The 24,090-nt window shown below is 63.6% G+C and carries 23 protein-coding genes; 5 read left to right on the top strand and 18 right to left on the bottom strand.

Features of this window, described 5'->3' with window-relative positions; translation table 11 throughout:
- The first annotated feature begins 7 nt into the window (after nt 1–7).
- Together QU596_RS05965 and QU596_RS05970 are read left to right on the top strand one after the other, a co-directional pair.
- On the top strand, nt 8–1,447 hold the full coding sequence (locus tag QU596_RS05965) for a M20/M25/M40 family metallo-hydrolase (protein WP_308517740.1): 1,440 nt from the start codon (nt 8–10) through the stop codon (nt 1,445–1,447).
- A gap of 198 nt (nt 1,448–1,645) precedes the next feature.
- The gene (locus QU596_RS05970) at nt 1,646–4,057 is read left to right on the top strand and encodes a PAS domain-containing protein (RefSeq protein ID WP_308517741.1); all 2,412 of its coding nucleotides are present in this window, start codon (nt 1,646–1,648) and stop codon (nt 4,055–4,057) included.
- Nucleotides 4,058–4,219: 162 nt separating this feature from the next.
- Here QU596_RS05970 and QU596_RS05975 read toward each other — a convergent pair whose 3' ends face one another.
- Entirely contained in the window at nt 4,220–4,693 is a 474-nt protein-coding gene (locus QU596_RS05975; RefSeq protein WP_308517742.1) for a peroxiredoxin, read from the bottom strand.
- Nucleotides 4,690–7,383: a bifunctional [glutamine synthetase] adenylyltransferase/[glutamine synthetase]-adenylyl-L-tyrosine phosphorylase gene (locus QU596_RS05980; RefSeq protein WP_308517743.1), complete on the bottom strand. Its 2,694-nt coding sequence runs from the start codon at nt 7,381–7,383 to the stop codon at nt 4,690–4,692. Before QU596_RS05980 ends, QU596_RS05975 begins: the two co-directional genes overlap by 4 nt.
- Nucleotides 7,384–7,502: 119 nt before the next feature.
- Between QU596_RS05980 and QU596_RS05985 the strand changes: the two genes are divergently transcribed.
- Entirely contained in the window at nt 7,503–7,640 is a 138-nt protein-coding gene (locus QU596_RS05985; RefSeq protein WP_308517744.1) for a hypothetical protein, read from the top strand.
- A gap of 13 nt (nt 7,641–7,653) precedes the next feature.
- Here QU596_RS05985 and QU596_RS05990 read toward each other — a convergent pair whose 3' ends face one another.
- The 3 genes from QU596_RS05990 to QU596_RS06000 form a co-directional block, all read right to left on the bottom strand.
- Nucleotides 7,654–8,292: a sigma-70 family RNA polymerase sigma factor gene (locus QU596_RS05990; RefSeq protein ID WP_308517745.1), complete on the bottom strand. Its 639-nt coding sequence runs from the start codon at nt 8,290–8,292 to the stop codon at nt 7,654–7,656.
- 88 nt (nt 8,293–8,380) lie between these two features.
- A complete protein-coding gene (locus tag QU596_RS05995) occupies nt 8,381–8,536 on the bottom strand; it encodes a hypothetical protein (protein WP_308517746.1) in 156 nt (51 codons plus the stop codon).
- Between the two features lie 63 nt (nt 8,537–8,599).
- Nucleotides 8,600–9,400: a response regulator gene (locus QU596_RS06000; protein ID WP_308517747.1), complete on the bottom strand. Its 801-nt coding sequence runs from the start codon at nt 9,398–9,400 to the stop codon at nt 8,600–8,602.
- A gap of 298 nt (nt 9,401–9,698) precedes the next feature.
- Between QU596_RS06000 and QU596_RS06005 the strand changes: the two genes are divergently transcribed.
- Complete coding sequence (locus QU596_RS06005; RefSeq protein ID WP_308517749.1) at nt 9,699–9,893, top strand: NepR family anti-sigma factor; 195 nt, start codon at nt 9,699–9,701, stop codon at nt 9,891–9,893.
- 24 nt (nt 9,894–9,917) lie between these two features.
- On the top strand, nt 9,918–11,450 hold the full coding sequence (locus QU596_RS06010) for a sensor histidine kinase (protein ID WP_308517750.1): 1,533 nt from the start codon (nt 9,918–9,920) through the stop codon (nt 11,448–11,450).
- A 132-nt stretch (nt 11,451–11,582) separates the two neighbouring features.
- Here the strand turns inward: QU596_RS06010 and tatC are convergent, their stop codons facing one another.
- The 13 genes from tatC to ftsZ all read right to left on the bottom strand — a co-directional run bounded on the left by tatC (nt 11,583) and on the right by ftsZ (nt 23,878).
- Entirely contained in the window at nt 11,583–12,425 is an 843-nt protein-coding gene (tatC, locus tag QU596_RS06015; protein WP_308517751.1) for a twin-arginine translocase subunit TatC, read from the bottom strand.
- Entirely contained in the window at nt 12,422–12,760 is a 339-nt protein-coding gene (gene tatB / locus QU596_RS06020) for a Sec-independent protein translocase protein TatB (protein WP_308517752.1), read from the bottom strand. The genes tatC and tatB overlap by 4 nt, the downstream gene beginning before the upstream one ends.
- Nucleotides 12,761–12,775: 15 nt before the next feature.
- The gene (locus tag QU596_RS06025; protein WP_308517753.1) at nt 12,776–13,060 is read right to left on the bottom strand and encodes a twin-arginine translocase TatA/TatE family subunit; all 285 of its coding nucleotides are present in this window, start codon (nt 13,058–13,060) and stop codon (nt 12,776–12,778) included.
- Nucleotides 13,061–13,088: 28 nt separating this feature from the next.
- Entirely contained in the window at nt 13,089–13,667 is a 579-nt protein-coding gene (gene scpB / locus QU596_RS06030; RefSeq protein WP_308517754.1) for an SMC-Scp complex subunit ScpB, read from the bottom strand.
- Nucleotides 13,667–14,422, bottom strand: a complete 756-nt coding sequence (locus tag QU596_RS06035; RefSeq protein WP_308517755.1) for a segregation and condensation protein A — start codon at nt 14,420–14,422, stop codon at nt 13,667–13,669. The genes scpB and QU596_RS06035 overlap by 1 nt, the downstream gene beginning before the upstream one ends.
- Nucleotides 14,423–14,484: 62 nt before the next feature.
- Nucleotides 14,485–16,098 carry a S10 family peptidase gene (locus QU596_RS06040; RefSeq protein WP_308517757.1) on the bottom strand — a complete coding sequence of 538 codons (1,614 nt, stop codon included), beginning with the start codon at nt 16,096–16,098 and terminating at the stop codon, nt 14,485–14,487.
- Between the two features lie 87 nt (nt 16,099–16,185).
- The gene (gene nagZ / locus QU596_RS06045) at nt 16,186–17,196 is read right to left on the bottom strand and encodes a beta-N-acetylhexosaminidase (protein WP_308517758.1); all 1,011 of its coding nucleotides are present in this window, start codon (nt 17,194–17,196) and stop codon (nt 16,186–16,188) included.
- A 10-nt stretch (nt 17,197–17,206) separates the two neighbouring features.
- Nucleotides 17,207–17,860: an SPOR domain-containing protein gene (locus QU596_RS06050; protein WP_308517759.1), complete on the bottom strand. Its 654-nt coding sequence runs from the start codon at nt 17,858–17,860 to the stop codon at nt 17,207–17,209.
- A 3-nt stretch (nt 17,861–17,863) separates the two neighbouring features.
- Entirely contained in the window at nt 17,864–19,594 is a 1,731-nt protein-coding gene (gene argS, locus QU596_RS06055; RefSeq protein ID WP_308517760.1) for an arginine--tRNA ligase, read from the bottom strand.
- A 101-nt stretch (nt 19,595–19,695) separates the two neighbouring features.
- Nucleotides 19,696–20,010 carry a hypothetical protein gene (locus QU596_RS06060; RefSeq protein WP_308517761.1) on the bottom strand — a complete coding sequence of 105 codons (315 nt, stop codon included), beginning with the start codon at nt 20,008–20,010 and terminating at the stop codon, nt 19,696–19,698.
- 40 nt (nt 20,011–20,050) lie between these two features.
- A complete protein-coding gene (locus QU596_RS06065) occupies nt 20,051–21,214 on the bottom strand; it encodes a deoxyguanosinetriphosphate triphosphohydrolase (RefSeq protein WP_308517762.1) in 1,164 nt (387 codons plus the stop codon).
- Nucleotides 21,214–22,377, bottom strand: a complete 1,164-nt coding sequence (locus tag QU596_RS06070) for a tetratricopeptide repeat protein (protein ID WP_308517763.1) — start codon at nt 22,375–22,377, stop codon at nt 21,214–21,216. Before QU596_RS06070 ends, QU596_RS06065 begins: the two co-directional genes overlap by 1 nt.
- A 151-nt stretch (nt 22,378–22,528) precedes the next feature.
- A complete protein-coding gene (gene ftsZ, locus QU596_RS06075) occupies nt 22,529–23,878 on the bottom strand; it encodes a cell division protein FtsZ (RefSeq protein ID WP_308517764.1) in 1,350 nt (449 codons plus the stop codon).
- Between the last annotated feature and the right edge of the window lie 212 nt (nt 23,879–24,090).

The following is a 24,090-nucleotide window of genomic DNA, read 5'->3' on the forward strand; positions in this document are numbered from 1 at the left end:
GGAGCCAATGATGAAACGTGTTTTCGCCGGGCTGATGCTCGCCACTTGCGCCGTTGCCATTCAGGCCGCCCCCGATCCGCGTAAAGCCCCCTCTCCGCTTCCGGCGCCGTGGCAGGCGAGGACGCGCGAACTGTTCAAGCAGGTCATCGAGACACCGAGCGTCGAGGGCCGCGGTCAGACGCAGAAGGTCGCCAAGCTGCTGGCCGATCAGTTCCGCGCCGCTGGCATCCCCGAATCCGACATCCACATCATGCCGTACGACGCGCTTCCGGGCGACCATACGGCGGCGCTGATCGTCCGCTGGCGCTCGCCCAAGGCGACCAAAAAGCCGATGCTGATCCTCGGGCACATGGACGTAGTCGAAGCCAAGCGCGAGGACTGGAAGTTCGACCCATTCGTGTTCCGCGAGCAGGACGGCTACTTCCTAGGCCGCGGCAGTAGCGACATGAAGAACGGCGACGTCGCCACCACCATGGCCGCGATCAAGCTGATGTCCGAAGGGTTCAAGCCCAACCGCGACATCATCTTCTTCTACAGCGGCGACGAGGAAACCCGCGGCGTCGGCGCAACCCTGGGCTCGACCAAATGGCGCAACCTGACCGAGGCGGAGTTCGGGCTGAACGCCGACGGCGGCTGCATGGGCTTCGACGAGAAGTTCCGGAACCTCGGCTGCGCGGTGTCGACCGCCGAGAAGACCTTCCAGACCTACTTCCTGACGACGCGCAATCCCGGCGGCCACAGCAGCCGCCCGCGGCCGGACAATGCGATCTACGATCTGGCGGACGCGCTCGAGAAGCTGCGGACGCACCGCTTCACGCCGATGCTCAACCCGGTCAGCCGCGCCTATTTCGAGCAGCGTGCGAAACAGGAGGGCGACAACGCGCTCGGCCGCAACATCCGCGCCTGGCTCGCAGACCCGAACAACGGCGCCGCCGCCGACGCCGTCGAAGCCGATCCGCTAGAGGTGGGTCACACCCGCACGCGCTGCGTCGCGACGATGCTGAGCGGCGGCCATGCCGACAACGCGCTCCCGCAAAGCGCCACCGCGACCGTCAATTGCCGGATCATGCCGGGCGTGGAGCCCAAGGCGGTCCAAGCCGAGCTTCAGGCGATGGCGGGGCCGAAGGTCGAGGTGAAGCCCGATCCCAATTACATCGGTGAATCGACGCCGGCGTCGCCGCTACGTCCTGACGTGTTCAATGCCGTGACGAAGGCAATTCGCTCGCTCTACGGTGCGTCCACCGATGTCTATCCGGTGATGTCCACGGGCGCGAGCGACGGCAGCTTCTTCCGCGCCAAGGGCATCCCGGTTTACGACATCGACAGCAGCTACGGCATCAGCCCGATCGACGAGCGCGCCCACGGCCTGGACGAGCGCGTGCCCGTCAACGCCATGTACAACGACGTCGTCTACTGGACGATGGTCTATAAGTCGCTCGCTAGCTGACCGAGGGGGTCCCCGCTGGAGAGGCGTTGTGTCCGCAATGGATTGAAGGCGGACATCCGGACGCCTTGAGGATTTAGCCGCCGAACTGCTAGCGCGAGGGCGAACAGCGGGTTAGGGCAACCAAGACCGGCGAGATGACTGATGAGCGATGACAAGGCCCTCAGCTTCCTAGAGGGAAGCGGCGAAATGAGCCGACGAATGCGAGCGCTGGAGTGGTCGTCATCGCCGCTAGGATCTCCCGAAAGCTGGCCGCAATCCCTTCGATCGGTCGTCGGCCTGATGCTGGGCTCCGAGTTTCCCATGTTCGTCGCGTGGGGTTCCGAACTCGGGTTTCTCTACAATGAACCTTATGCTGAAATCTTGGGCTCGAAGCATCCAGAGGCGCTTGGTCGCCCCTTTCATGAAATCTGGGCGGAGATCTGGCCGGACATTTCGCCTTTGATAGACGCGGCCATGGCTGGCCAAGCCACGTATCGCAAAGACTTGCCACTCCTCATGCGTCGCAAGGGCTACGACGAGGAGACCTGGTTCACATTTTCCTATTCGCCGGTGCGCGATGAGAGTGGCGCAGTGGCCGGCATGTTCTGCGCGTGCACCGAAACGACGGACGCTGTGCTGGGAGCCAAGCGACGCGACGCACTGCTGGAACTGGACGATCGACTGCGCGATCTTGAAAACACCGCCGACCTGTCCTTCGCGGCGTCTGAGATCCTTGGTCGCCTGCTTCAGGCGGTTCGGGCCGGTTATGGAGCTATCGACATAGACGCCGGAACTATCTCCGTTGAACGGAACTGGTTCGCGCCGGGGTTCAGTGACTTGGCCGGTGTGCACAGCTTCTCTGATTACGGATCGTATGTCGACGATCTTCGGCGCGGCGAGACCGTAGCTGTTTCCGACGTCGCCCGCGATCCGCGCACGTCTCATAACGTCAAGGCGTTCGAGCGCCTTGAGATACGCGCGCACCTTGATGTGCCCGTCGTGGAAAACGGCCGGACCGTCGGCGAAATGTTCGTTCATTCTGCGACGCCCAGGGTCTGGACCGATGCTGAGATAGTTTTCGTCAGGGAGGTCGCTGAGCGCACCCGCGCGGCCGTAGCGCGTCGCAGGGCCGAGCGGGAGTTGCGCGACAGCGAGCGGGATCGCTTGTGGACCCTGTCACAGGACATGCTCGCCCGCGCCGATTACAGCGGCATGATGTCCGCCGTTAGCCCGGCCTGGACTCAAGTTCTGGGCTGGACGGCCGATGAGTTGCTGACCCGCGGATACGCGACGTTCATGCACCCGGACGACATGCCGCCGACACTCGATGCCATTACACGGATGAAGGAAACGCGGCTGCCGACCCGTTTCGAAAACCGGATCGCGACCAGCGACGGCGGGTGGAAACATATTGAATGGACTGTGGCTCCTGAGCCGGACGGCGAAAATTTTATTGCGGTCGGTCGAGACCTTAGCGACGCCAAGAAGCGGGACGAAGAACTGAATGCCGCGCAGGAACTGCTCCGGCAAAGCCAGAAGATGGAGGCAATGGGCAGCCTGACGGGCGGGGTCGCCCATGATTTCAACAATTTGCTGGCGCCAATCATCGGCTCGCTCGATTTGCTCCAGCGACGACAGTTAGGAAGCGAGCGAGAGCAGCGCCTGATCGATGGCGCCTTGCAGTCCGCGGAACGTGCACGTCTGTTGGTCCAGCGCCTCCTTGCATTCGCGCGGCGTCAGCCCCTGCAGCCCCGGCCCGTCGACATCGGCGCACTCGTGTCGGGCATGGCGGGCTTGGTGTCTTCAACGACTGGGCCGCAAATCCAGGTGGAGGTGCAAATCGCCAACGAGCTTCCGGCGGCCTTCGCCGATCCCAACCAGATCGAGATGGCGATCCTCAACCTGAGCGTGAATGCGCGCGACGCCATAGGTGGCGGCGGTGGCACGCTGCGCATTTCGGCTGACGAAGAGGTGATTCGCGAGGGCCATCGGTCTGGCCTGGAGCCCGGGCGGTACGTGCGACTTTCAGTCGCCGATACCGGCAGCGGAATGGACGAGGCGACGCTGGCGCGCGCGATCGAACCGTTCTTCTCGACCAAGGGGGTTGGCCGCGGAACGGGCCTTGGGCTGTCGATGGCGCATGGCCTCGCCTCCCAGCTTGGCGGAGCTTTGCTGATCGAGAGTAGGCCAGGCCTTGGCACCAATGTCGAAATGTGGCTGCCGGCCACGGAGGACGCGGTACGCCGGCAAGACGCCGTACAAGGGCCGGACAAACCGCTGCGTACGGGAAAAGCGCTTCTGGTCGACGACGAAGATCTCGTTCGGGCGAGCACGGCCGACATGCTCACCGAGCTGGGCTACAGCGTCGAAGTGGCGGGCTCCGCTGAGGAAGCACTGGAGTTATTCGACGGAGAAAGGCGTTTCGACCTCCTGGTCACCGATCATCTCATGCCGGGAATGACCGGTACTGAGCTCGCGCGGCTCGTGCGTTCTCGCCAACCAGCCACTCGAACGCTGGTGATTTCCGGTTACGCCGACGTCGACGGCGTCGCGCCCGATCTACCGCGTCTCACGAAGCCCTTCCGCAAGAATGACCTGTCATCGAAGCTCAATGAGCTCGCTAAAAGATAACGGTTTGGCTTCAGCTTCGCCGAGAGTTGGCGGGCCTATAGCTCCGATCGGAATATTTCCGGTCTACCGGAACCCCGCGAGGCGTATGTGGCGATGCGTTGAACGGTCGCGCTGCGCCAATGTCGCATTTGGTCGAAAGCAGACGCGGCGCTAACTTCGCATTTACGTGGAAAGCGGAGGCAAAGCTGATGCGGCCTTGAGTACTTCCTGGGCGTGGCCAGGCACCTTGACCTTGCGCCAAGCCTTTTGGACGCGGCCGTCTGCGCCGATCAGATAGGTCGCGCGCTCCATCCCCATATATTTGCGGCCGTACATCGACTTTTCGACCCATGTGCCGAACGCGTCCGAGACCCGGCCGTCCTCATCCGATGCGAGCGGCACCGCGAGCTCATATTTGCTGATGAACTTTTCGTGCTTCTTCATCGGATCGCGCGACAAACCCACTACTTTGACGCCGGCCTTCGCAAAGTCCTTCGCCAGCGCGGTGAAGTCCTGCGCTTCACGAGTGCAGCCCGACGTGTCGTCCTTGGGATAGAAATACAGGACCAGCGGCTGCCCGGGCGAACCGAGGTTTACCGTGCTGCCGTCGGTCAAGGTCACGTCGATGGCGGGAGCCTTGTCCCCTTCATTGATCATGCCGATGCCTCTTCCTTGATGCCGTTCCAAAGTGCCGCGATGCTCTGCCGCGCCGCGTCATGCTCGGCAAGAAGCTCGTCCCAATTCGCGGCGCCGCAAGCTTCCGCGACAAGCTGCCAGGTTTCGGCGGTCGGCTTCACGTCGCCCGGCGCAACAAGCCGCATCATCACCAGCATGCGCGACAGCAACTTTAGCGCATCAACAATATTTGCCGGCACCAAAGATTCCGCTGCTAATGCTTCAAGGGCGACTTCCAGGCGCGTGTCGAGCCCGATGTGGGTCGTCAGTTGCAGGACCTGCACCGCAAACTCGAGGTCCACGAGGCCGCCTTGACCAAGCTTGACATCGAGCGCCCCGAGCGCCGGTTTGTGACGCTCCATCTCGGCCCGCATCCGCACGGCGTCGCCAGCGATCCGGCCGCGATCGCGCGGCAAGCGAAGGATGGACTCGATCAATTCCGCCGTTCGCGCCTGCGCTTCCGTTGAACCAAGGACGGGGCGCGCGCGGCACAGCGCCATATGCTCCCACGTCCACGCCTCCTCCCGCTGATAGCGTTCGAACGCATCGAGCGAGACAACGAGCATACCTTTTGCCCCTTCCGGCCGTAGGCGCGTGTCGACGTCGTAGAGCGGGCCGGCCGCCGTGGGCACGCTCAGCGCTGACGTGATCCTGCTCGCGAGGCGATTGAAATAGTCGTTGGGGCCAAGCGGCTTTCGGCCACCGGACAGACCAGCCTGGGACGCAGTATGCAAATAGACGATATCGAGATCCGAAGCGTGCGTCAGCGAATGACCGCCGAAGCGGCCCAACCCGAGCGCGACCAGCTCGCCTCCCTCGATCTCACCGTGCGCCGCCACAAACTCTGTCGTTGCCGCCCGGGCCAACGCCAGCAGCGCGCCTTCCGCGACGCGTGCATAACCTTCCGTCACCTCCAGCGGGTCACGATGACGGTCGATCAGCTGCACGCCCAGCGCGAAGCGGCGCTCGTTCACGGCGCGGCGAACACGATCCAGGGCAACGTCGTAGGGCTGACCATCCATCGCCTGCTTCAGCGTCGCCGCGATTTCGATGGCGGGCGGCGGCATTGCGAAGCAGGAGGCGTCGAACAGGCCCTCGAACAACTCCGGCCGACGCGCGAGTTGATCGGCAAGGGTCGGCGCGTGCGCCAGAACCTTGGCCAGCAGTCCCGCGAGCGCAGGCCGCGCTTCCAGCAGGCGGAAGAGGTTCACTCCGCTCGACAGGCGTTCGACGATGTCGCTCAGCCGGTTGAGCGCCCGGTCCGGATCCGCGCCGGCGGCAATCGCTTGGAGCAGGCCTGGCAGCATCGCTTCGAACGCTTGCTGCGCAGGCGGAGAGCGCAGCGCGCGCGCCTTGCCGGAACGCCATGCCGCAATGTGGCGAATGGCCGCTTCCGGATCTGCAAAGCCGAGGCCCTGCAATTCGCTCGCGAGGATGTCGGGGTCGTTCGACAGGCGCTGCTGGGAATCAGGCCCAAGGCCGTCGAAAATTTCGCCGGCCAAGCCGATGTGCGGCCTCAGCCTGCGCAGCAGGTCCTCACCCGACTCCATCCCATCCAGTTGCGCGACATTGTCGAGCGCGGCCGGCTCGCGCGGAAGCAAATGGGTCTGCGCATCCGCGACCATTTGCACGCGATGCTCGACGGTTCTGAGTAGCCGGTAGGCAGCGGCCAGTTTGCGACCGGTTTCGTCGTCGAGGTGGCCGGCCTGCACCAGTGCGACGATCGCATCGAGCGTAGCAGCTTCGCGGACGGAGGCATTGCGCCCGCCGTGGATCATTTGCTGAATCTGGACGAAGAATTCGATCTCCCGGATGCCGCCGCGCCCGCGCTTCAAATCGTAGCCTGGACCGATGTGGGCGCCCTGCGCGAAATGATCGCGAATGCGGGCGGAGATCTGCCGCACCTCGTCGATCACCCCGAAATCGAGCGAGCGGCGCCACACGAACGGCTGAATGGCATTCAGAAATCGCTCGCCTAGCGCCACGTCCCCTGCTGCCGCGCGCGCACGGATGAAAGCCGCCCGCTCCCAGGGCAGAGCGCTAGACTCGTAATGCGAAATAGCGGCGTCGATCGGAAGCGCGATAGGGGTCACTTCAGGTGAAGGCCGCAGCCGGAGGTCGACCCGCTCGACGTACCCATGCTCGGTACGCTTCTGCAGGATCTCGACGATGCGCCGGGCGATGCGAACCGCCGCCTCCCCAACGTCATCCCGCGCCCGGCGCGGCAAGCTTCCGGGATCGAAAAGGAGCAGCAGATCGACATCGGAAGAATAATTGAGCTCGTGGCTGCCAAGCTTTCCCATTGCGATCACGGCAAAACCCGTTGGGTCGGCGTCCGGCGCGCGTTCGCGGATCGCTGCGGTCACTGCTTCGTCGATTGCGCGATCGGCGAAATCGGACAGGCGCCGCGTCACCTGCTCCAGCGGCAGTTCGCCAGCCAGGTCGCCGAGCGCGACTGCGAGCGCGAGGCCGCTTCGCTTGGCGCGCAGGACCTGCATCAATTCGCCGTCGCTGACGGCCATCGCGGCGTCGGCCGCGGCTGCCGCGCCGCTGTCAACGAAAAGCTCGACGAGATCCGGATGCGCCCGTGTCAGGGAGTACAGGAATGGCGAATGATCGCAGGCGCGGCGAAGCGCATCCTCACGGGCGGAAATCGACGAGTCGCCGGTCATGCGGTTGTTTGCACCGTTACGCGCGCGGGCCGGAAGCAACTTCTTTGCGACACCGCTCGTTGAATATTGCCATGAACGTACGATCCAAAATGGTTTCAGCGTCGGAAAGGAGTGGAAACGTGGATCGGCAATCTATCCATGTCGACATGGATCAGACGCAGGCGGGAATTACCGCCGCGCTTCGCCGTGCCTTTCAGGCGGCGGCGAACGAACCTAGCGATCGCGACTTTGCGGATTTGCTGCGCCGACTGAATTAGCGACGCCTGGCGATCATTCGTGATCGCGGCTCAGGTGGTCGACCTCACCCATAATCGTTTGCAGCGCCGACTTGTCGGGATCGGTCCGGTGCTGACGGCGTGACGGCAGCTTGCCGCTCGACAGCAATTGCTCGAGCGCAACACGTCCGCGCGCCACGCGACTCTTGATCGTGCCCACCGCGCAACCGCAGATTTCCGCAGCTTCTTCGTAGGCGAATCCACCGGCCCCCACGAGGATCAGCGCCTCGCGCTGCGGCTGCGGCAAGTGCATCAGCGCCCGCTGCATGTCGCCAAGCTCGATGTGGCGATCCTGGCTGGCCGGGGCCGCGAGGATTTTCGACGCCGTCACATCGTCCCATTCTCCCTTGAAGCGCGCACGGCGCATCTGGGAGAGGAAGAGGTTGCGGAGAATGATGAACGTCCACGCCCGCATATTCGTGCCGGCCTGGAAGCGTTTCCGGGCGGCCCACGCCTTGAGCAGCGTTTCCTGCACCAGATCGTCTGCAAGATCGCGGCTCCCGGACAAGGAACGACCAAAAGCGCGCAAATGCGGGATTACCGACGCAAGCTGATCCTTGAATTCCGGATCAGACAGCGGGGCCCAATCGTCCGATTGGACGGTCGGCCGGTCCTCGTCTTCAGCGTCGGTCAAACCTTACCCCACCCAATCCTGACCCGGCGGCAGTGAGCAACCGGGCGTGACAGCAACATGAACGGCAATCTTGGCAATAGTTAGTGGCTTAGGGCCGCCCAACCAAGAAGATGATGACGAAAAGTATCACGACCAGCAGTGTGCCGAAGATCAGCACATTGCGCGCAACGCCCGGTGTCGACCCAGCCCGCGCCTCCGTCGTGGTCTCGCGAATGGGTGCTTCTGATCGTTGCGGGTCGGACATTATGCTCTCGTTACGATTTACCGTTCCCGCGGCCAACGCGCCGGTTGGAGTCGTGTTCCCGCCCTATCCGGCGGGAACTGTCGCCGCGTCGAAGAACAGGGCCTGCGCGATCGCAGCCTTGACCGTCGAACGCTGAAACGGCTTCGTGATCAGGAACGTCGGCTCCGGTCGTGTGCCCGTCAGCAAGCGTTCGGGGAACGCCGTGATGAAGATCACCGGCACCGAGAACTCCGCAAGAATATCCTTCACCGCGTCGATGCCGCTGGAATCGTCGGCCAGTTGGATATCGGCGAGCACCAAGCCCGGCGGGCTCGAACGCGCTTGCGAAACCGCCTCATCGCGCGTGACGGCAACGCCGGTCACGTTGTGGCCAAGGTCGCGCACGATGGTTTCGATATCCATCGCGATGATTGGCTCATCCTCGATGATCAGCACGTCAGCCAACGTTTGCCGCTCGATCTCCTCAAGCGCTTCCGCGACGAGCGAGTCGACGTCCGAGGGCGAGGCGCCAATGAGATAGGCAGTGTCTTCTGACGAGAAACCTTCAAGCGAGGTCAATAGAAGAGCCTGACGAGACAGGGGTGTAATGCGCGACAAGCGGGCCTGCGCGATCCCTTCGGCGCCGGTTAGGTTGTCGCTGGGTTCCTCGCCCTCTTCAATATTGGCCGTCGACCAGATCGCGTGGAACGTTCGATACAATCCCAACCTCGGATCTACGTCACGCGGGAATTCTTCCGGCTGGGCGACAATCGCCTCCAGCGTAGCGCGAACGAAAGCATCGCCGTGCGCTTGGCTGCCCGTCAGGGCGCGCGCATAGCGGCGAAGGAATGGCAGGTGCGGAGCAAGTTCCTGGCCAAGCGACATGATCGGGTATTCTCCCTAGAAAACGCAAAGTCGGGCCGTCTTTAGGCGGCCCCCAAAGTGTTGCAACCCTGGAAGGGCTCGTATGCTTAGCCCTCCCGCCCCCAAAGATGTGAAGCAGCACTGGAACAAAGGACCGGCCATTTAGTTTCGTGGCTGAATGGGATCACCGCCGCGCGGACAATCGCGGAGCGGTCCCTCATTTTTGTGCGTGTCGACCCATGACAGATGCAGTGCCCATATTGCGCCTGCGAAAGAGTGGATTAAGAGCGCGATGGACCCGCGCGAGGGGGACTAGGAGTTGAGTGCAGAAAGTCGGAGCAAGACGGACCGAGCCGGACATTCCGGGCGCTCGACAAAGTCCCCTGCGACGGAGAAAAACGGACGTAAGCAGCGCTCGAGCGATCTCGGGCGCGCTCTGCGCTCGGTCTACGACGACACGCTCCGCGAAAGCGTTCCAGACGATTTCAACGACCTCTTGGGACGCCTGTCCTAGATTGCAGCTTTCGTTGGTAGTGCCGTGACCGCTACCGATCGTTTTGCTCGCCTGCCCACCGCAGCGAAACTCCTGCTGATCTTGACGGCGGTGCTTCTGCCCATCGGCGCCGCGCTTGCCTGGCTGGGCAATAACGGAATCCTTCAAGCTGACGCCGCACTTCAAGGCCGCAATCAGGATCAATCTCGCGCGCTCGCCTCAGCTGTCGAAAGCCTCATTGCGCGTAATGCGCTAGCGCTGCGCATCGCGGGCAACGCCGCGCTTGCCGACGGACCCGCCGGCGCGTGCGAACGCGCTCAACGGGCGTTGTCCATCGCCCCAGGCGTAGCCAGCAGTTTCGAGCTGGAAGACAGCAGCGGAAAGCCCATCTGCGCGGTCGGGGAAGTGGGTCAAACGGGCGTAATTCCCCTGACGGCGCCCGGCGATATCAAGGTGAGAATTGCAACGGGCGCCGACGCCGTCGCAATTCGCGTGGGCGTCATCAACGGCATCGTCACCGGCAATGTCCCGTTGGCCGAACTCAGCGCTGCTGCCCGCGATGCGGGCGGCAATATTGCGACGGTCATGCTGACTGATGAGGCGCGTGAATTGCGCGTGATTGGACCGCCGCCCGGCAGTGATATGCAGTTGCGGATCAGCCAGTGGCCGTTGGGCAACGGCAATATCATTGCGCGCATCGGCGTGCCGCGTTCCCAACTGACGACGCAGGATCAGCTGACGCTGCTCTTGCCTCTGCTGATGTGGTTTGCGGCCGCGATGATCGCCTGGCTCGTGGTCAGCAGGCTCCTGGTCCGGCCCCTGAAGAGATTAGAGCGGGCGGTGGTTGCCTATCGGCCAGGCGAAGGGCCACTCAAGCTGCCAACCCGCGTTGGTCCCAGCACCGAAATCCAGGAGCTACGCAACGCGTTCGGCCGAGCGATCGGGCGTGTGGAGGAGTCGGAACGAGAAACTGGCGCTGCCCTGGATGGGCAAAGGCGGCTGGTCCGCGAAGTGCACCACCGGGTGAAAAACAATCTGCAGGTGGTGGCATCCCTGCTCAACATCCATGGCCGGACCGCGGAGACCCCCGAAGCGCGCGCGGCCTATGCCTCGATCAGCCGGCGCGTCGGCGCCTTGTCGATCGTGCACCGCAACCATTTCGCTGAAATGGAAGAGAACCGCGGCATTTCGATCCGGCCTTTGGTCAACGAGCTTGCTGCTGAACTGCGCGGAACGGCGCCTGAGGACGCTCGAAGGGTCCGCATCGATTTGGACATCGATTCGCTCTCTACGACTCAGGATGTCGCGGTCGCCGTCGCGTTCCTGATCACCGAAATGGTAGAATTCGCGATGCTCAATGCGCCGGAAGCGCCAATTGAAATTTCGATGCGGCGCACGAGCGAACTCACCGCGCGGCTCGCGATCTCCAGTCCCGTCCTTGTGCCAGGCAGCGAAGATAGCCCGGAGAAAATTCAATTCGAACGGATCATTGGCGGCCTGGCCAAACAGCTGCGGTCTCTGCTTGAACGCAATCTCGGCCGGTACAGCGTCGAATTGCCGGTATTCCCCCCGCGCTAGGCGGGCGCAAGATCGTTACGGGCATGACCAAAAAAGTTTGATGGTCCGCAGATTTTCCCGGAACCCCATACGAACCATCGACGTTATGTTGTTCGGATAGTGACCTTTTGCCCCCCCGCTCTCGCTATCCGCTTAAATGGGCCCGGAACCGCCAACCCTCCCCCCCCCCGGTGGCGCTTCCGGGCCCTCTATTGTCTGGGGCCCATCGACAATCGCAGAGCTTGAACGCGCAGCCTTACGTGCTGCACGCCAGTGGGTGATGCGAATGGCCAGGATCGCGAATTCGTATAGGCCGTAGAGCGGCACGAGCAGCATCAGCATCGAGACGACGTCCGGGGGCGTCAGCACGGCAGCGATAGCCGCGGCGCCGACGATGGCATACCGACGCGATCTCGCGAGCTGTTCGCGGGTGACAATCCCCGCACGCTCGAGGATCATCAGCAGGATCGGCGTCAGGAACGCAGCGCCGAAACCGAACAGGAAACGGGTGACGAATGTCAGGTAATTGCCGACGCCTGGCAGCGCCTCCTGCTGGATACCGCCGACATTGCCTTGGTAACTCAGCAGAAAGTGTAGCGCCCAAGGCATGGCGAAGAAGTAAGCAAAGCTCGCGCCGGCCGCGAAAAACAAGGGGGTCAGGAGCAGGAACGGTAGAAACGCCTTCTTCTCCTTGGCGTAGAGGCCCGGCGCGACGAAACGCCACAGCTGCGTGGCGATCACTGGAAAGGCAAGCATCAGCGCGGCGAAAAGCGACACCTTAACTTGCGTGAAAAAAGCCTCAAAAATGTCGGTGTAGATGAGCTTGCCCTGCCCAGCGCGCAGCAATGGCTGAACCAGCACGGCAAAGATGTTCTTCGCGAAGGCAAAGCAAACAAAGAAGCAGATCACGAGAGTCGCGAGCGACCAGAGAAGGCGCCGCCGGAGCTCGATGAGATGCTCAAGCAAAGGCTGCTTGGTATCGTCGATATCTTTCATGGCAGCGGGCGCTGCTCAATGGGCAGCTCGTCTGCCGGCTCGGGCTCGGTGACCGGCGGCATGTCGTCTGGCTGCCCTGGTTCCGGATAGTGAGCGTCGGCCGGATGGAGCCGCATGATCCGTTCGTTTTCCTCTTTCCAGCGCTTCTCCATCTCCTCGAGCTCCGCCTCGCGGATCATGTTCTCGATGCCGGAGGTGAAGTGCCGAGCCATGCCGCGGACACGGCCAACCCAGTAGCCGACCGTTCGCAGCGCGTTCGGAAGCTCCTTCGGACCGATGAAGATCAGCGCGAGAATGGCGACAACCGCCAGCTCCGAAGAATCGACGCCGAACATCGGATCTGACGCTGGTTAAAGCGCGTCGTCCCGCGGCGGAGGCGGCGGCGCGACGGGATCGGCAGGACGCGAGGCCTGAGCATCGATAGGCGGCTGGTCGCGCGGAAGCTGACGCGGGTCGTTGCGCCGCTGCTCTTCGTAGCGGCGAACCCGGTCGTCATCCTCGTCCGCCATCCCCTGCTTGAAGCTTTTCAGGCCCTTGGCCACGTCGCCCATCATGGCCGAAAAACGGTTCCCGCCGAACAGCAGCAGGACGATGATCGCGAAGATCAGAATATGCCAGATGCTGAAACCGCCCATGATCGCGAAACTCCTTTGAGGGCGCTATCTAGTCGGCTTCCTCTTCGCTTTCCAGTTGAAGCTGACCAAGCGATTCGAAGACTTTTTCGTCCAATGGGTCGAGCAGCCCCGCGGCCTTGAGGTCGTCGATCCCAGGCAGGTCGCGTCGCGAGCCTAGCCCGAAGTGCGTGAGGAACGCCTCGGTCGTCGCATAGAGCAGCGGCCGGCCGGGCCCTTCCCGTCGCCCGGCCGGCCGCACCCACCCGGCGTCCATCAGGACGTCGAGCGTACCCTTCGAAATCTGGACGCCGCGAATGGCTTCGATTTCAGCCCGGCTCACGGGTTCGTGATAGGCGATGATCGCCAGCGTCTCGGTGGCGGCTCGCGACAGGCGGCGCGGTTCCTCGCGCGTCCGGCGCAGCAAATGGGCGAGGTCCGGCGCGGTCTGGAAGTGCCAGCGGCCACCACGCTCCACCAATTCGATGCCATGACCCGCGTAATGCTGGGCGACGCTGCGCAGACCCTTGATCACGTCGCCCTCACCGACATGCTCCGCGATCTCGTCGGCCGTCATCGGCTCCGAGGCCGCGAACAACGTTGCCTCGATCGCGCGGCACAGCTCGTCCATCAGGCGGCCACCTTGAGTCGAATGGGTGCGAACGCCTCGTCCTGCGCGATATCCAGACGGCCGCGACGGGCGAGTTCCAGCGCGGCAAGGAAGCTCGAAGCGAGCGCCGACCGGCGAAGCTGTACATCACCGGTCTCCGGTAAAAAGCTCTCGAGGAACGTCCAATCGAGCGCCATGCCGATCATTCGGCCTACCCGGTCGATCGCCTCCTCCAGCGTCATCACCGAACGGGCATGGACGACGTGCATCGCCGGCTGGGTGCGCGCGCGAACGGCGCCGTACGCTGCAAACAGGTCGAATTCGCGGACTTGCCACAATGCCTTGCGAACCAGGCGAAGCCCTTCCGGTGCGCCGCGCAGGAAAACGTCGCGGCCGATGCGGTCGCGGCCGAGCAAACGCGCGCCCGCCTCTCGCATGGCGTCCAACCTTTGGAGCCGCATCTGGAGCCGCAGCGCGATCTCTTCAGGAGAGGGATCCTGCTCCGGATCCTTCGGCAGAAGCAGGCATGATTTGAGGTAGGCCAGCCACGCCGCCATCACGAGGTAATCGGCGGCAATCTCAAGCTTCAAGGCGCGCGCTTCGGAGAGATAGGCGAGATATTGCTCGACCAGCTCCAGGATCGAAATCTGCGCAAGATCGACCTTTTGGGCGCGGGCGAGATTGAGCAGCAGGTCGAGCGGCCCTTCCCAGCCGTCGAGCGTCAGATTGAGTTCGTCCGACTGCCTCAGCGGCAGCTGCTCGAAATCTTCGTCCACATCGCCGTAATACCCATTAGTTGTGGCCCTGCGAAGCTAGGCCCACATTCTATTGTGGATAACTAGCGGCGGCGGCGCGCGGGTGCCGGAGCCCGGCCGGCCGCCGCGTCATACACGGCGGAGCGAACAAACTGCTCCACGTCCACCCGCATCTGATGCAGCGCCTCGGGGTTCAGATAGACCATGTGTCCGGCCGGGTAATATTTGTACTCAAGGTTCCGCTGCTGCGCGGGCTCGAGCATCATGTGATTGAGATCATATTCCGTGCCGAAGAACGGGGTCGCCATGTCGTACCAGCCGTTCAGCGACAGGACTTTGAGATAGGGGTTCTCCCGCATTGCCGCCGCGAGATCGAGCGCCGTATTCGGGGCGTTCAGCGCCTGCCGCATGCCCGGGGCCTTATGGCTGAAATCCCACTTGAAGCCTTCCTCCTCGCTCGCGCTCGCGCGGTACGCCATGTTGGTGGTGTAGCCGAGATCCTTGCTCATGTAGGTGTGCATGGTGCCGATGAAGGCGCCGCTAATCGCGGTGTCCGAGGCGTCATACTCAGGGCTTTCGCCCGCCGCGTCGGCGTCGATGCCGACGTAGCGCGAATCGAAGCGGCCGATCGTCTGCCGCTCGTTCCGCATCAATTCCTTGCGATAGCGCGACAGGTCGACGCGCAAGTTTGAGCGAAGGATAAAATCCGGCGACAGTCCGGTGATGCCGGCCATCTGCTGCGCGATCGATTGCGCTTCGGCGGGCGCGATCGTCTGCCCCTTCTCGAGCGCAACCGCATACGGCCCTTGCGCAAAGGCGCGGCCACGCGCCGCGGCTTCTTCCACCGTCGCGGGCGGATTGGCCATCTTGTGGTGGTACCAGGCGGTGGCCGCGTAACTCGGAATGTAGTTCAGATAATCGCGGTCGAGGCCGGGCTGACGGCGGCCGTAGTTCATGATCGACGACAGCAGGACGACGCCGTTCAGCGCCATGCCGCGATCTTGAAGTTGGTAAGCAAGCGCGCCCGAGCGCGTCGTCCCATAGCTTTCACCGAACAGGAATTTCGGGCTGTCCCAGCGGTTGAACTTGGTCGCGTAGCGAATAATCGCCTTGGCGAAGGCGTCCGCGTCCTGATCGACGCCGTAGAATTCGTTGCCCTTGGCATCGCCAAGCGCGCGCGAATAACCCGTGCCTGGCGCGTCGAGGAATACCATGTCCGTAACGCCGAGCAGGCTATCCGGATTGGCGCCGAAGCCGAATGGTGCGGGTCGGATCGTCTCCGGATTACCGGTCTGCAGGCGCATCGGCCCGAACGAGCCCATGCGAAGCCATAGCGACGCCGAACCCGGTCCCCCATTGTAGAAGAACATTACCGGCCGCCGCGCAGTGGCCGCGCCCTCGGCGGTGTAGGCCGTGTAGAAGATGCTCGCTTTCGGCTTGCCCGCCGCATCGCGGATAGTGAGCGTCCCCGCAGTCGCCGTGTACGGGATCGTCCGGCCGTCGACTGATGCGCTGTGGCGGGTGGCCACCGTCCGCTCCTCGACCGGCGCGTCGGCGTAGCCCGTCTTTGCCTGCTCAATCATCACCTCGTTGTGCGCGGCATCGAGCGCGCTGCCTTTGGGCTTGTCCGCGGTCTGAGCAAAGCAAGAGGTCGAGAAGAGCAATGCGGCGGCGGAAGCCGCGAGGAATCGGCGCATCAGGAAGCTTCACTTTCGATAGGCAAAGAAGGACGGAGAGATGGCCACAAAAGGCCGCGCTGCGCAACGTCCTGGATGAACGCGCCGTCAGGCGAGAGCGAGAAGCTGATCCCGCTTCGAAATCTCGGCTGCGAAGTCGAGCGGCGCCAGCTCCTGCCGGATCGTCGCCAAGGCGCGTTCAAGCCTTTCCTGCCCCTCGGCGCTTATCGCCGGCACTGCCGAGGCGACGGCGATCATCTCGTCCATCTTCCCCGAGCAGTGCAGCGCGACGTCGCAACCGGCCGCAACCACGCCACCCGCGCGCGATGCGAAGTCGCCCTGCAGCGCTTCCATTCCGATGTCATCGCTCATCAGCCAGCCGTCGAAGCCGATGCGCTCGCGAATGATGTCATGAATGACGATTGGCGACAGACTGGCCGGAACTTCCGGATCCCACGCCTCGTAAACGACATGAGCCGTCATCCCCATTGGCGACTTGGCGAGACGCTCGAATGGTTCGAGATCGACCTCCAGTTCTTCCGCGCTCGCCGGAACGATCGGCAATTCTTTGTGACTATCGACAAGCGCGCGGCCGTGCCCCGGAATGTGCTTGATGATGCCAATGACGCCGGCGGAGGCCATGCCGTCGAGCACCGCACGGCCCAACGCTGCCACCTGCATCGGCTCACTGCCCAAGGCGCGGTCACCGATGATGTCGGTCGCACCTTCCTGCCGCACATCGAGCAGCGGCAGCGCGTTCACGTTGATCCCGCACGACCGCAGCATCAGCGCCAGCGCCCGTGCGTTCGAGCGCACCGCCTCGATCGCCGACGAAGGCGCCACGCGATACAGGTCCGAGAAGCGCTCCGCCGGCGGAAAGGCTGGCCACACCGGCGGCCGCATGCGCGCCACGCGCCCGCCTTCCTGATCGATCAGGATCGGCACATCGTCCCAACCCATCAGCGCCCGCAGGCTGTCCGTGAGCGCCAGGAGCTGTTGCTCGCTCTCGCAATTGCGGCGGAACAGGATGAAGCCCGACGGGTCGGCGTCGCGAAAGAAGTCGCGCTCGTCGTCGGTCATGACGAAGCCTTCGAGGCCATAGATCGCAGCTTGGGTCATCGGTCGGTCCCTATCGCGCGACGAAACAATTCTCGCCCGCGGCCTTGAGCGTCTGGCACAGCTGCCGAGCGGCAGCCGGCGATGCGGTCGAAGCACGAAGGCGAATGCCGCCCGTGAACGGGACGATCATCTTGCTCGATGACCCCACCGCCGGAAAGCGCGAGGAGAGCGCAGTCCATGCCCGTTCCGCCTGCGCCTGATTGGCGAATGCGCCAAGTTGCACGACGCTGCCTGACGAAACCCCGGCTGTCGGCTCCTCCGCCTTCGCCGCCTCGGCGGGCTTGGCTTCAGGCTTTGGCGGTGCCGGGACTGGCTTGGCGATCGGCGTTTCGGGAAGCTTATTCAGATCGAGTTGCGCGTCCCGATCTTCGCCCGCGCTCGTTTCGAAGGCTGTCTCGCTTTCCCCCTTGATGTCCAGGCCGCCCGGGTTCGGCGGCTTGATCTTGTAGGGCGTCGAAGGCGCCGCAATGAGCTCAGGGGGACCGCCGATCGAGGAATTGCGTCTGCCGAGCCAAAAGAAAGCCCCGGCAATGATCACGACCGCGAGAGCGACCGCAACCAATGCACCGAGCATCCGACGTGCAGAAACGCCCCGCGGCTCATCCTCGTCCTCGACCGCTGCAAGCCACGGCAGCGGCTCGTCGTACGACCGGTCGTCACTCATGGATCAACGCATCTCCTCAGTGGCGGCAACCCCCATCAAATCGAGGCCACTGCGGATAATCTGCGCGATCCCCAGGGCGAGTTCCAGACGCGCCCGAGAAAGCTGTGGATTTTTATCGAGAAGGAACCGCCGTTCCGGATCGTCGTTACCGCGGTTCCAGAGCGCGTGAAATTCCGCCGCCAGATCGTAAAGGTAAAAGGCGATGCGGTGCGGTTCATGCGATAGCGCCGCGCTTTCGAGCACGCGTGAATATTGCGCCGCCCGCTTCACCAGCATGAGTTCCTCATCGTCGAGCAGCGACAAATCGGCCGGCCGGGTTAGATCGATGCCGGCTTCGGCCGCCTTCCGCTTCAGCGAGCTCACGCGAGCGTGCGCGTATTGGACGTAAAAGACGGGATTGTCCTTCGACGCTTCGACAACCTTGGTGAAGTCGAAGTCCAGCGGCGTGTCCGCGCGCTTGGTCAGCATCATGAAGCGGACGGCGTCCTTGCCGACCTCATTTACGACATCCGCCAGCGTGACGAAATCGCCCGCGCGCTTGCTCATCTTGAACGGCTCGCCGTTACGGAACAGCCGGACCATGTTGACCAGCTTGACGTCGAGGTCGACCTTGCCGTCGGTCAGCGCGCGGACCGCCGCCTGCACGCGCTTGACGGTCCCTGCATGGTCCGCGCCCCAAATGTTGACCAGATGATCGGCCTTCTGCGCCTTCTGGAAATGATAAGCGGCGTCGGCCCCGAAATAGGTCCAGCTGCCATCCGACTTCTTCATCGGGCGGTCCTGGTCGTCCCCAAACTCGGTCGAGCGGAACAAGGTCAGTTCGACCGGCTCCCACTCGTCATGCGGGTCGAGGCTCTTGGGCCGCTCCAGCACCCCCTCGAACACAAGACCCTTGCTGCGCAGTTCCCCCATTGCGTCGTCGACCGCACCGCTTTGCTGCAGTGCAGCTTCCGACGAGAAGAGGTCGTGGTGGATACCGAGCAGGCCGAGATCGTGACGGATCAGATCGAGCATAGCCTTGATCGCGGTGTCGCGGAACAGCGGCAACCACTCCGCCTCCGGCGCGTCCACGAAGCGGGCGCCATGTTCCGCTGCTAGCACGACACCGACCGGCTTCAGATAGTCACCGGGGTAGAAGCCTTCGCCGATCTCGATCGTCTCGCCGAGTGCCTCGCGGTATCGCAGGTGCACGGACCGGGCTAGCGTATCGACCTGCGCGCCGGCGTCATTGACGTAATATTCCTTCGTGACCCGGAAGCCGGCCGCTTCGAGCAGGCGCGCCAGGCTGTCGCCGACCACCGCGCCACGGCAGTGGCCCATGTGCAGCGGGCCGGTCGGATTTGCGGAAACATATTCGACATTGACCCGCTCGTTCGCGCCGACCTTGGATAGGCCATAGGCGTCGCCCTGCGACAGGATAGCGCGAAGCTCATCCCGCCAGGCATCGGGGTGAAGGCGGATATTGATGAAGCCGGGCCCCGCAATCTCTACTGATGCGACGGTCGGCAAGGCAGCGAGTTTTGATCTGATCAGTTCCGCAAGCGCGCGCGGATTGGTTTGCGCGGCTTTCGCCAGCACCATGGCCGCGTTCACCGCGAGGTCGCCGTGCGACGCATCGCGCGGCGGCTCGACCGTCACGTTCTTGCGGTCGAGGCCCGACGGCAACGCACCATCGTTCACGAGTTCGTCGAGCGCTCCATCGAGGAGTGCGGAATATTGGGCGTAGAGGCTCAAGTCGCTTTCACCGAAACTGGAAAGCGGCGCGTCTAGCGCAGCCGGTGCTGCGCGTCACCCGTTCGCTGGCGGGGCAAGGCCTGCCCCAGTCCATCTGACGTCTAGCGCCGCCGATAACGGCAGTTGGCTTCCCAATCGGTCCGTGCGTCGCCGGCCACCGGCACGGCCGAAGCGATGGCGCGGCATCGTTCGGCGACGGTTTGGCGAGTGGCGGTCGCAGACGCGGCAAGCGCGCTCAGGAAAGCAGCGTTCCGCTCCTCTGGCGTCCGTACCAGCGAAGAGCCATCCATTGAGAGCAGGTGGGTTTCGGGATCGGCGAGCCTCGCCGTGACTAACGGCTCGCCGCCTTCCGCGGAAGCCCCGCTGGTAAGCCCGAGGCCAGCTAGGGCCAGCCCGATGTTCCGCCAATATCCCACACGGCGATCTTCGGCGATGAGGGTTAAGAAATTGCGAGGCTTAAAAGCGGCTGGCCGGGAGCGTTACCGGCCCGATCAGTTCTCCGTGCCGGGCAATGGCGAAGCGGTCCGTCATCCCTGCGACGAAATCGCCGATGGTGCGCACCTGCGCGACGTCATCCTCCCCGCCCCGCCAGGATGCGGGGAGCAGACCGGGATCCGCGCGGTAGGCAGCGGCAAGATTGGCCACCACCCGCTCCGCTTCCGCGCGGATCGGCTTGAGCTCCGGCAGCCCATAAAGCCGCTGGTAAAGGAAGCGCTTCAGCAGCCGCTCCTGCGCCTCCACTTCTTTCGAAAAGCCGGATAGCTGACGGCGAGCTTGGCGGACCTCGTCGATGGAGATCACGCCGCTATCGATTACCCGGCGCTCGGTCTCGTCAAGCACATCGCCGACCAGATATCCGATGAGATCACGCACCAATGCTCGCTGTTTCTTGTCTACCGCCAGATCGGGATAACGTCGCCCGATCGCATCCCACAGGGAATGGATCAGCGGTTGTTCGATCAGTTCATCGAGGTGGAGCAAGCCAGCCCGGAGCCCGTCGTCAATGTCGTGGGCATCGTAGGCGATGTCGTCGGAGATTGCCGCGACCTGCGCCTCGAGACCGGGCCAGCTGTCAAGCTCCAGGTCCCATTCGTCATTGGTCTCCCGCATCGCCCACGTCAGCTCAGCTATCGGGCCGTTGTGCTTGGCTAAGCCCTCAAGCGCTTCCCAACTGAGGTTGAGCCCTTCGAATTCGGGATAGGGCGTCTCCAGCTTCGTCACGATACGTACCGTGTGAGCGTTGTGATCGAAGCCGCCGGCGTCGCTCATGGCGGCGCTGAGCGCGTCTTCGCCCGCATGGCCAAACGGCGGGTGACCAAGGTCGTGGGCGAGGCACAGCGCCTCGGTCAAATCTTCGTTCAAGCCGAGCGCCCGCGCCATCGTGCGACCGATCTGCGCTACTTCCAGGCTATGGGTCAGGCGAACCCGGTAATGGTCGCCGTCCGGGGCTACGAACACCTGGGTTTTGTGGCGCAAGCGACGGAATGCGACCGAGTGGATAATGCGGTCGCGATCACGCTGAAAAATGTCGCGCGGTCCACGGGGACCGGAATTACTTTCGGGATGAAGCCTACCACGCGACCTGGCTGGATTGGCGGCGATCGCTGGCGGCAGGCTCATCACATCGCGAGTGGCGCAATCCGATCGGTTTGGGAATTGGTAAAACGGAACGACGTGATGCCGACGCTTTCGAGATCCTCTGCCAGGATCTGGGCGTCGGACGGCCCGCGGAACGGCCCAATCAGAAGCCGGGCGCGGTCGGCGCTACGGGCCACATAGGGGCTGATGCCCTTGAAGATATCCGGATTCTGCGACTTCATTCGCTGAAAGCGGCTGGTGAAATCGTCGATATTCTGGCCGCTGGCGAGCTGGAGCCAAATCTTCGGCTGCGCCAGCGCCACCTGCTTTGCCGGGGACGGTAGACTGTAAGACGCTTGCACTACCGGCTGCGCCACTTGCCGGGCAGGCTGGACAGCCTGTTGCGGAGCGGCGAGCCAATTGTCGATGCCCGACAAGCGGTCGCCGCCGCTGTTTGATGCCACCGCGTAAGATCCGGCGTCCGGCACGATGCCGAGGTTCACCGCGGCGGCACGCTGCGCGGCGGAGAGGGTTGGCAGTCGCTGCAGGAACGGTGCGACGGCGAAGGACTGACCCGGCATGACTGCATTGATTGCGCGGATGGCCGAATTCGGGTCGCCGGTCAGTGCGAGGACGAAGGCGCGGACCCGGGCGACGCCGGGGTCTCCCTTGGCGGAGAGGGGGGCTAGCGCTTGAAGTGCATCGTTGCGGTTGCCGCTGATCGCGAGGCTCAATGCCAAACGGCGGCGGGTTTCATCGGAATCGCGGCCCGCAAGCGCAGCGCGGTAATCGGACTGGGCCTGAGCTTGCAGGCCAAGGAGATCGTAGGCGAGGCCGCGGTCGCAGCCAAAAGCGGACAAGGGCAGCCCGAGTTCCTGCGCGCGCTTGAAATAGGGAAGCGCTGCCTGGGGATCGCCGTTGGCAACAGAGACTGCCCCCATGCCCGCCTGAGGCAGCGGGCTTTGAGGATCGACCTCGTCAGCTCTGGCAAAAAAGCCGGCGGCGGCGTTCGTGTCGCCCATCTCCAGGGCGGCCTTACCGGCACCAATCAGGGTCTCGAAGTCCTTTGGATCCGACGCCAGCGTCCGGACGTAACGGGACAGCGCCGTCGCCGGACTTTCATTGTACGGCGAGTAGCTGCCTTGCGCCGACACAATGCTGGCCAACGCGCAGCCGAGCACGGCCGTCGCCAAACGAATTTTCACCGATCCCCGCATCATCCCTCCCCGGTGGCGCATGGAATCTTGCCGGAAGCTTTCTGGCTAGAGGGTTTACGGTGAGCCGTTTTCAGGAGCGGTTCACCTGAACGAAAAAGGGCGACCCAAGCGGGCCGCCCCCTTCGCAAGGCTACAAAGCCTATTGGTTGTTCTGGCGATTCAGGAATCGCGGGATGTCGATCGGTGCGCGTTCTTCGGGCGCGTCTTCGTCGATCTGCGCCTTTGGAGCCCCGCGAGCGATGTTCGACATGCGCTCGAACAAGGTGCCGCCGCCATTGGCCGGCGCCGCGGTCTCGTCCTCATCCTTCGGCGGCGCGATCGGCGGCGCACCTACCGGGCTGGTCAGGATGTCGTCAGCACCGAGCAGCAGCTCGTCATCCTCCTCGGCCGTCGGCGCAATCGCCGCTGGCTCTTCGGCTGTTTCGACAACCGGCGCAGCGGCCGGCTTGATTGGCGCCGGATGCGCGGTCGCGGTGCGGGCCGGGAAGCTGAACACCTTGCCAGGCGCCGGCTGCGCGCCAACCTCGGCCTCGATGCCTGTCGCGACGACCGACACGCGGATCTTGCCGCCAAGGTCGTTATTGAAGGCCGAGCCCCAGATGATGTTCGCGTCGGGATCGACCAGTTCCTTGATGTGGCTGGCCGCCTCGTCGACTTCCATCAGGCGCATGTCCTCGCCGCCAGTGATCGAGATTATCACGCCCTTGGCGCCCTTCATCGACACGCCGTCGAGCAGCGGGTTGCTGATGGCCTTTTCGGCGGCTTCGATGGCACGGTTGTCGCCGTCGGCCTCGCCGGTGCCCATCATGGCCTTGCCCATCTCGCTCATCACCGAGCGAACGTCAGCGAAGTCGAGGTTGATGAGGCCCGGCATGACCATCAGGTCGGTGATGCCGCGGACACCCTGCTGAAGCACCTCGTCGGCCATTTCGAACGCCTGCTTGAAGGTCGTTTCCGAATTGGCGAGACGGAACAGATTCTGGTTCGGAATGACGATCAGCGTGTCGACGTGCTGCTGCAGCTCGTTGATGCCCGAGTCCGCCGAGCGGCCGCGACGGGCGCCTTCGAACGCGAACGGCTTGGTGACCACGCCGACGGTCAGGATGCCCTTGTCGCGGGCAGCCTTGGCGATGACCGGCGCAGCGCCCGTACCGGTGCCGCCGCCCATGCCGGCGGCGATGAAGCACATGTGCGCGCCTTCGAGCGCCTGGTCGATCTCGGCGATCGTTTCCTCGGCAGCGGCGCGGCCGATTTCCGGACGCGAGCCAGCGCCAAGGCCCTGCGTAATCTTCAGGCCGAGCTGGATGCGGCGGTCCGCGGCGGAGGCGTTGAGCGCCTGCGCATCGGTGTTGGCGACGATGAAGTCGACGCCCTGGACGTCAGCATTCATCATGTTGGCGATGGCGTTGCCCCCGGCGCCGCCGACGCCGATCACGCTGATGCGCGGGCGAAGTTCGTCCACTTCAGGCCGAATGAAATCGATGCTCATGTCCCCAAACCTCCCCGTAACGCGCAACGCGTTGAGCTTCCGGGATGAATCTTTGAATCATTGCGAGTCCCAAGCCAAGGGAAAAAGTTAACGCGCACCAAAAATGTGGGGAAAGTGTCGCCAGCGGGACTCACTTATCCACAGCGCTGCCAATGGAACGTTCCAGTCCTGCGACCCATTCAAAGACCCGAAACGACCATCTCGACAGCAAG

Origin of the sequence: Sphingomonas flavescens, from assembly GCF_030866745.1 — a bacterium.
GTDB lineage: Bacteria > Pseudomonadota > Alphaproteobacteria > Sphingomonadales > Sphingomonadaceae > Sphingomicrobium > Sphingomicrobium flavescens.